7 protein-coding genes are annotated in these 5,307 nt (G+C 74.4%); 3 read left to right on the forward strand and 4 right to left on the reverse strand.

The annotated features are described in order from the left end of the window. Nucleotides 1–832 (forward strand): hypothetical protein (locus tag RBH18_RS42870; RefSeq protein ID WP_306216271.1); only part of this gene is annotated, 832 nt, incomplete at its 5' end. A gap of 103 nt (nt 833–935) precedes the next feature. On the opposite strand, the gene RBH18_RS42875 is transcribed toward RBH18_RS42870, so the two are convergent. Beyond that, the gene (locus tag RBH18_RS42875; RefSeq protein WP_306216272.1) at nt 936–2,126 is read right to left on the reverse strand and encodes an aminopeptidase; all 1,191 of its coding nucleotides are present in this window, start codon (nt 2,124–2,126) and stop codon (nt 936–938) included. On the opposite strand from RBH18_RS42875, the gene RBH18_RS42880 reads away from it, so the two are divergent. Both RBH18_RS42880 and RBH18_RS42885 read left to right on the forward strand, forming a co-directional pair. Continuing rightward, nucleotides 2,125–2,946: a helix-turn-helix domain-containing protein gene (locus RBH18_RS42880; RefSeq protein WP_306216273.1), complete on the forward strand. Its 822-nt coding sequence runs from the start codon at nt 2,125–2,127 to the stop codon at nt 2,944–2,946. The two genes, RBH18_RS42875 and RBH18_RS42880, sit on opposite strands and share 2 nt — an antisense overlap. 10 nt (nt 2,947–2,956) lie before the next feature. Next, complete coding sequence (locus RBH18_RS42885) at nt 2,957–3,667, forward strand: SDR family NAD(P)-dependent oxidoreductase (protein ID WP_306216274.1); 711 nt, start codon at nt 2,957–2,959, stop codon at nt 3,665–3,667. Between the two features lie 71 nt (nt 3,668–3,738). On the opposite strand, the gene RBH18_RS42890 is transcribed toward RBH18_RS42885, so the two are convergent. From RBH18_RS42890 to RBH18_RS42900, 3 genes are all read right to left on the reverse strand, one after another. After that, nucleotides 3,739–3,975 (reverse strand): hypothetical protein, encoded by a 237-nt coding sequence (locus tag RBH18_RS42890; RefSeq protein WP_306216275.1) that lies wholly within the window; start codon nt 3,973–3,975, stop codon nt 3,739–3,741. A 285-nt stretch (nt 3,976–4,260) separates the two neighbouring features. Further along, a complete protein-coding gene (locus RBH18_RS42895; protein WP_306216276.1) occupies nt 4,261–5,088 on the reverse strand; it encodes a DUF72 domain-containing protein in 828 nt (275 codons plus the stop codon). A gap of 10 nt (nt 5,089–5,098) precedes the next feature. Next, on the reverse strand, nt 5,099–5,307 hold a 209-nt coding region (locus tag RBH18_RS42900), incomplete at its 5' end, for an XdhC family protein (RefSeq protein ID WP_306216277.1).

Below are 5,307 nucleotides of genomic sequence, written 5' to 3' on the forward strand. Positions count from 1 at the left end.
CGGCGTCACCTGGCGGGACGTGCCCGCCGCTGAAGTGTTCCCGGAGATTCCGCCCGGGGCGTCGGGATTTCTCCAGCTGTCTGGGGCCACGTGGCTGCGGCGGGTCGACGCGTGGGCGACGGCGAACGGGTTCGGGGCGGCGTTGCCGACCGGGTGGGCCGCGGCGCCCGGAGGCGGGTGGGTCGTCGGGGTGGTCTTGTTCGAGGCGGCGGCGGTGCAGCGGGTTCCGGTGTCGGGGGAGGCGCTCGGGTACCACCAGGAGTTGTGTGCGCGAGAGGCGAACTGGTCGGAGCCCGACGCGCCGGAGACGGGGTCGGTGACGGCCATCGCCTCGGCCGACGGCATCGCGTCTCCGGCGCCGCTGGCGATCAACGAGGCGCCGTTCGGCGACCCTTTGTTCGCCGAGCCGGGCAAGGTGGCGTACCTGCGGTGCGTCGCCCGGCGTAACGGCAGTGCGGTGATCGCGGTCCTCGCGCAAGGGCCGGATGCGGTGCGCCTGGTCATGCGGCCCCGGCAGGACTCGCGCCGGGTGGTCTTCTTCGCGAACTCGGCGAGCAAGGGCGCGTGGATCGTGGCGCACCGCTTCAACTTCTCGACCAACGCGGGGATGGGCGAGGTGGCCAGCTTCTACCGGCGCGAGGGCGCGGGCGTGGCGCAGGCGTTCGACATCACGACCGGGACGGCCGGGGCCGGCCGGGTCCAGGCGCACACGGTGGGATTCGTCAAGCAGGGCCTCTTCGGGGTGGCGCTGCCGATCATGAGCTTCTCGTGGTCCACCTTCCTCGGGCTGTCGGCGGGCATGGACCTGACGTTCACCTGGGTGAGTCCGTGACCCAGCGGGCGTCCAGCGCAGGATCCAGGCCTCTTTCGCACCAAGCCCGCCTCAGCCACGACAAACCCCGCGGCTACACCCTCTGCCAACTGCCGTTGCAGTACTAAGCCAGGACCCAGGCGTCGTCCTCGAGGAGGGTGACCTCGCCGTCGCGGCCCCGGGCGGTGACGGTCAGGCCCTCGCCGCCGATGACGACGTCGGTGTGCACCATGGACGTGTTGTGGCCCGCGGCGAAACGCTCCTCGGCGCTGCGCCCGGGCAGCGCGAACGGGAAGCTGTTGCCCCAGGCGACGTGGCAGCCCGCGTTCTCGTCGAAGAGCGTGTTGTGGAAGACGACGCCCGCCGCGGCGATGCGGCTGTCCCGGTCGACCAGGGAGACCTCGCCGAGGCGCCGGGCGCCCTCGTCCGTGTCGAGCTGCGCGCGGACGACCTCCGCGCCCGCGTCGGCCGTGACGCCGGTGATGCGCCCGTCCCGGAAGGTCGCCCGCAGCCCGGTGACCAGCTGCCCCGCCACGACGACCGGCTTGGTCAGCCGGATCGTGCCCTCGGCGTGCTCGCGGTGCGGGCTGGTGAAGACCTCCTCGGTGGGCAGGTTGGGCATGAAGAGCATGCCGGAGTCGTCGACGAGCCCGCCGCCCGTCCAGCGGCACCCGGCCGGCAGGCCGACCCGCAGATCGGTGCCGTCGCCGAGGTAGCGCACCTCGGTCAGCGCCAGGGCGTCCAGCCGGGCCGCGCGGGCCGCGAGCACCTCGGCCCGTGCGCGCCAGGCCGCGACCGGGTCGGGGTCGTCGAGGCGCAGGGCCGTGGCGACGACCTCCCAGAGCCGGTCGGTGTCCGGCTCGCCGAAGATCTGGCGCGCCCAGCCCGGGTTCGGCGCGCCGATGACCGACCACCGGTGGGCGGTGCCAGTGGTCACCTTGCGCATGGTGCGCGACTCCTCCCGGCGCCGGGCCGCCATCCGCAAAGGGTCCGCGCCCTCGAACACCGTCGGATCGCTGCCGACCAGGGCGATGAACGCCACCCCCCGCTCGTCCCAGGCGGCGTTGCGGGCGAGCACCCAGGGGCGGTCCGCCGTCAGCTGCTCGACGCTCAGGTGGTCGAGCTCGGACCGGCGCATCGGCCCGTCGTCGAAGAGCGGCTCGACGAAGGCGGCTCCAGCCGCGTAGGCCGCCTCGGTCACGGCCCGCGCGATCTCGAGGTGCGCGGTGTCCGTGGCCAGCACGAGACCCTGCCCCGGCTGTAGGTTGACACCGGCCCGTACGACCAGGTTCGCGTAGCGCTCCAGGAGAGTCATGGCTGCCATCATGGACCATCGGGACGGTCCCCTGCTGATCCACTCCATGCCGACGCAGCGCCTGCCCGTGGGGTGCGAGTCGATCCTCGGGCCGCCGCCCGGGCGGCTGCGGGGCCACGTGCTGGGCTATGCCGGCTTCGGGGGCCCGGCTGCCGCCCGCGTCGGGCACCGGCTGCTGCCGATCACCGCGACCACGCTGGTCCTCGACTTCGCCGGCGGCTCGGGACTGGTCACCGGCGTGCGGGGCAGGGCCCACCTCGAAACCCGCAACCCCTGGGGGTACGGCGTCACGGTCGCCCTCACGCCGGCGGGGGTGCGCGGGCTGCTGGGCGTACCGTCGCGTGAGCTGGCCGGGGAGACGCTCGACCTGGCGGCGGTTCTCGGCGCGCGCGCCGCGGAGCTGACCGAACGCCTCGCCGTCGCGCCGGGCTGGCCGGACCGGTGGAGGCTGCTCGACCAGCTGCTGACGGCGGCGCTGGAACCGGCCCCGGACGACCTGCTCATGACCGTGTGGCGCCGGCTGCACGCCGAAGGCCGGCTGCGCATCGGGGCGGTCGCCGCGGCGCTGGGCGTGTCGCGCCGGCGCGTCGAGGTCGTGATGCGCGATCAGCTCGGGCTCTCCCCCGGCATGGTGGCGCGGATCGCCCGGCTGCAGCGGGCGACGGGACTGCTCGCGCGGGGATCGCGGCCGGCGACGGCCGCGGCGACGGCCGGCTTCGCCGACCAGGCCCACCTGACCCGCGAGATGCGCGCGCTGGGCGGTCTGACGCCGGGTGAGCTGTGCGCAATCCTTCAAGACCACTGGTCCGTACGCACCTAGCGTGGCCCCCATGACGCAGCTCACCGGCAAGACGGCTCTGGTCACGGGCGGCTCGCGGGGCATCGGACGGGCGATCGTCCGCCGGCTCGCCGAGGCCGGCGCGAGGGTGACCTACACCTACCGGCAGCAGCCGGCCGGCGACGCCCCGGACGGTGTCGTGGCCGTGCGAGCCGACCAGGCAGCCCCGGGCGCGGTCGAGGCCGCCTTCGCCCCGGTGCGCGACGAAGGCCTCGACATCCTCGTCCTCAACGCGGGCATCGTCGACCGTACGCCGATCAAGGACATCACCGAGGAGGACTACGACCGGGTTCTCACGGTGAACACCAAGTTCCCGCTGCTGGCGCTCCGCGAGGCGGCCGGCCTGCTGCACGACGGCGGCCGGGTCGTCGCCGTCTCCACGCTCAACACGGTGATGCGCGGGCCGGGGCTGGCCCTCTACTGCGCGAGCAAGGCAGCCTTGGAGCAGTTCGCCGCGGTCGCCGCCACCGAGCTCGGCGAACGGGGCATCACCGTCAACAGCGTCCTGCCCGGCGCCACCGACACGGACATGCTCCGCGGCGTCCACACCCCCGACTCCCTGGCCCGGGCAAGGTCCATGACCGCGCTGGGCAGGATCGGCACCGCCGACGAGGTGGCCGCGGTCGTCGCGTGGCTGGCCGGCCCCGACGCGGGCTGGGTCACCGGTCAGAACATCCGGGCCACCGGCGGCCTGTTCAACTGACGCCTCGTGTCTCCGACCTCCCTGCGGGCGCCGCCGTTCACCCCGCGCACGCCGCCTTTCCGCAGTCGGGCTCAGTCGGCGCGGTCGGCGGGCCGGTCCCACCCGTCACAGCTGTCCGGCGGCTCGGTCTCCCCGTCACCGCGCAGCAGGTCGAGCAGATCCGGCCCCCGATGCCCGACATCCACCGACCGCCCGACGAGCCCGAGCTGCGTGGCACAGTCCCGCCCGTAGCCCTTGACCATCCGGTCCGCCCGCGTCAGATGCCCGCACCGCGGACACCGCCGCAGCTCAACCGCATCCACCCCCATGCACCCAACGTACCGCCGCCCCGCCTCCCACGTGCGGCGATGCCCGGCCCAGCGGCGCGGGCGGCGGAGCAGCGCTTCGGTCGCGCCCAGCGTGAGGCCGCCGACCTGGTCGAGCGCGAGCCCGGGGCCTTCCAGGTGCTCGACATTCTGGGGGCGGCCCTCGCCGGCCTGGCGATGTGCGATTCGCCGGCCTCCCGGGAGGCGTACCAGGAGCGGGACTGGCTGCGCCAGCCGGCCGGCGGTGTCACCGTCGCCGCGCTCGCGTCGCGGGTCGGCCGTAGCGGCTCAGAAGAGGGTGGCGGGGGCGATCGGCTCGGGGTCCGGGAGGGGGTCCAGCTCGGGCACCAGGGCGCGCACCTCGGCGTGGAAGCGGCGGGCCAGCTCCGGGGCCTCGGCGTTGTCCGGGGTGTGGAGGAAGACGGTGGGCGAGCGGCCCTCGCGGAGCCAGGCGGCGGTGCGGGTCACCCAGGGCTGCCAGCCTTCGACGGTGCGGGCGGGATCGTCGCGGCCCAGGTAGCGGACGATCGGGCGGGCGGTGAGGGCCCGGTCGCGGAAGGGCATGCGCGGCTTCTTGGACCAGGCATCGCGTTCGGCATTGCTGGTGGGCGGGGACGCGAAGAAGGTCGTGGTGTCGAAGGGGACCCACTCGGCGTCCGCGCGGATCAGGACGTCCTCGAGCGCGCCGGCCGCCCCGGGGTCGGTGAAGAAGGCCCGATCGCGCACCTCCACGGCGTACCGGAAAGCGGGCGGGAGGCGGCGCAGGAAGCCGGCCAGCGCGGGAGTGTCGCCGGGGCCGAAGGACCCGGGAAGCTGGATCCACAGGGCGTGCACCCGGGTCCCGAGCGGCTCGATCGCATGCAGGAAGGCGCGCAGCTGCTCGTCGCCGCCGCTCAGCCGGTGCTCGTGGGTCACCGGCCTGGGCAGCTTGAGCACGAAGCGGAAGCTTGGATCCGTCTGCGCGGCCCAGGTCGCCACGGTCTCCCGGGCGGGCGTCGCGTAGAAGGTGGTGTTGCCCTCGACGGCGTTGCACCAGCCCGCGTACGACCGGAGCCGTTCCTGCGACGAAGGCCACGCCTTGTGCGTCCACATCGCGCAGCCCACATGAAGACGCATGCCGGCCAGCCTAGCGTCCCGCGTGGATCGGGCCGTCGGTGGCGGTGAGGCGGGAGCCGGAGCCCTGCCAGCGCAGCGCGACGATCTCGGCCGCGATGCTGACGGCGGTCTCCTCGGGGGTGCGGGCGCCCAGGTCGAGGCCGATCGGCGACGCCAGCCGGGCCAGCTCGTCCGCGGTGAGGCCGGTGTCGCGGAGCCGTTTGAGCCGGTCGTCGTGGG

The sequence above is a fragment of the Actinoplanes oryzae genome (assembly GCF_030757795.1).
Lineage (GTDB): Bacteria > Actinomycetota > Actinomycetes > Mycobacteriales > Micromonosporaceae > Actinoplanes.

Excerpts from the sequence above, each read along its gene's own strand:
- RBH18_RS42875 (WP_306216272.1), bottom strand. The coding sequence starts at position 2,126 with ATGACTCTCCTGGAGCGCTACGCGAACCTGGTCGTACGGGCCGGTGTC.
- RBH18_RS42890 (WP_306216275.1), bottom strand. The coding sequence starts at position 3,975 with ATGGGGGTGGATGCGGTTGAGCTGCGGCGGTGTCCGCGGTGCGGGCAT.
- RBH18_RS42880 (WP_306216273.1), top strand. The coding sequence starts at position 2,125 with ATGGCTGCCATCATGGACCATCGGGACGGTCCCCTGCTGATCCACTCC.
- RBH18_RS42885 (WP_306216274.1), top strand. The coding sequence starts at position 2,957 with ATGACGCAGCTCACCGGCAAGACGGCTCTGGTCACGGGCGGCTCGCGG.
- RBH18_RS42895 (WP_306216276.1), bottom strand. The coding sequence starts at position 5,088 with ATGCGTCTTCATGTGGGCTGCGCGATGTGGACGCACAAGGCGTGGCCT.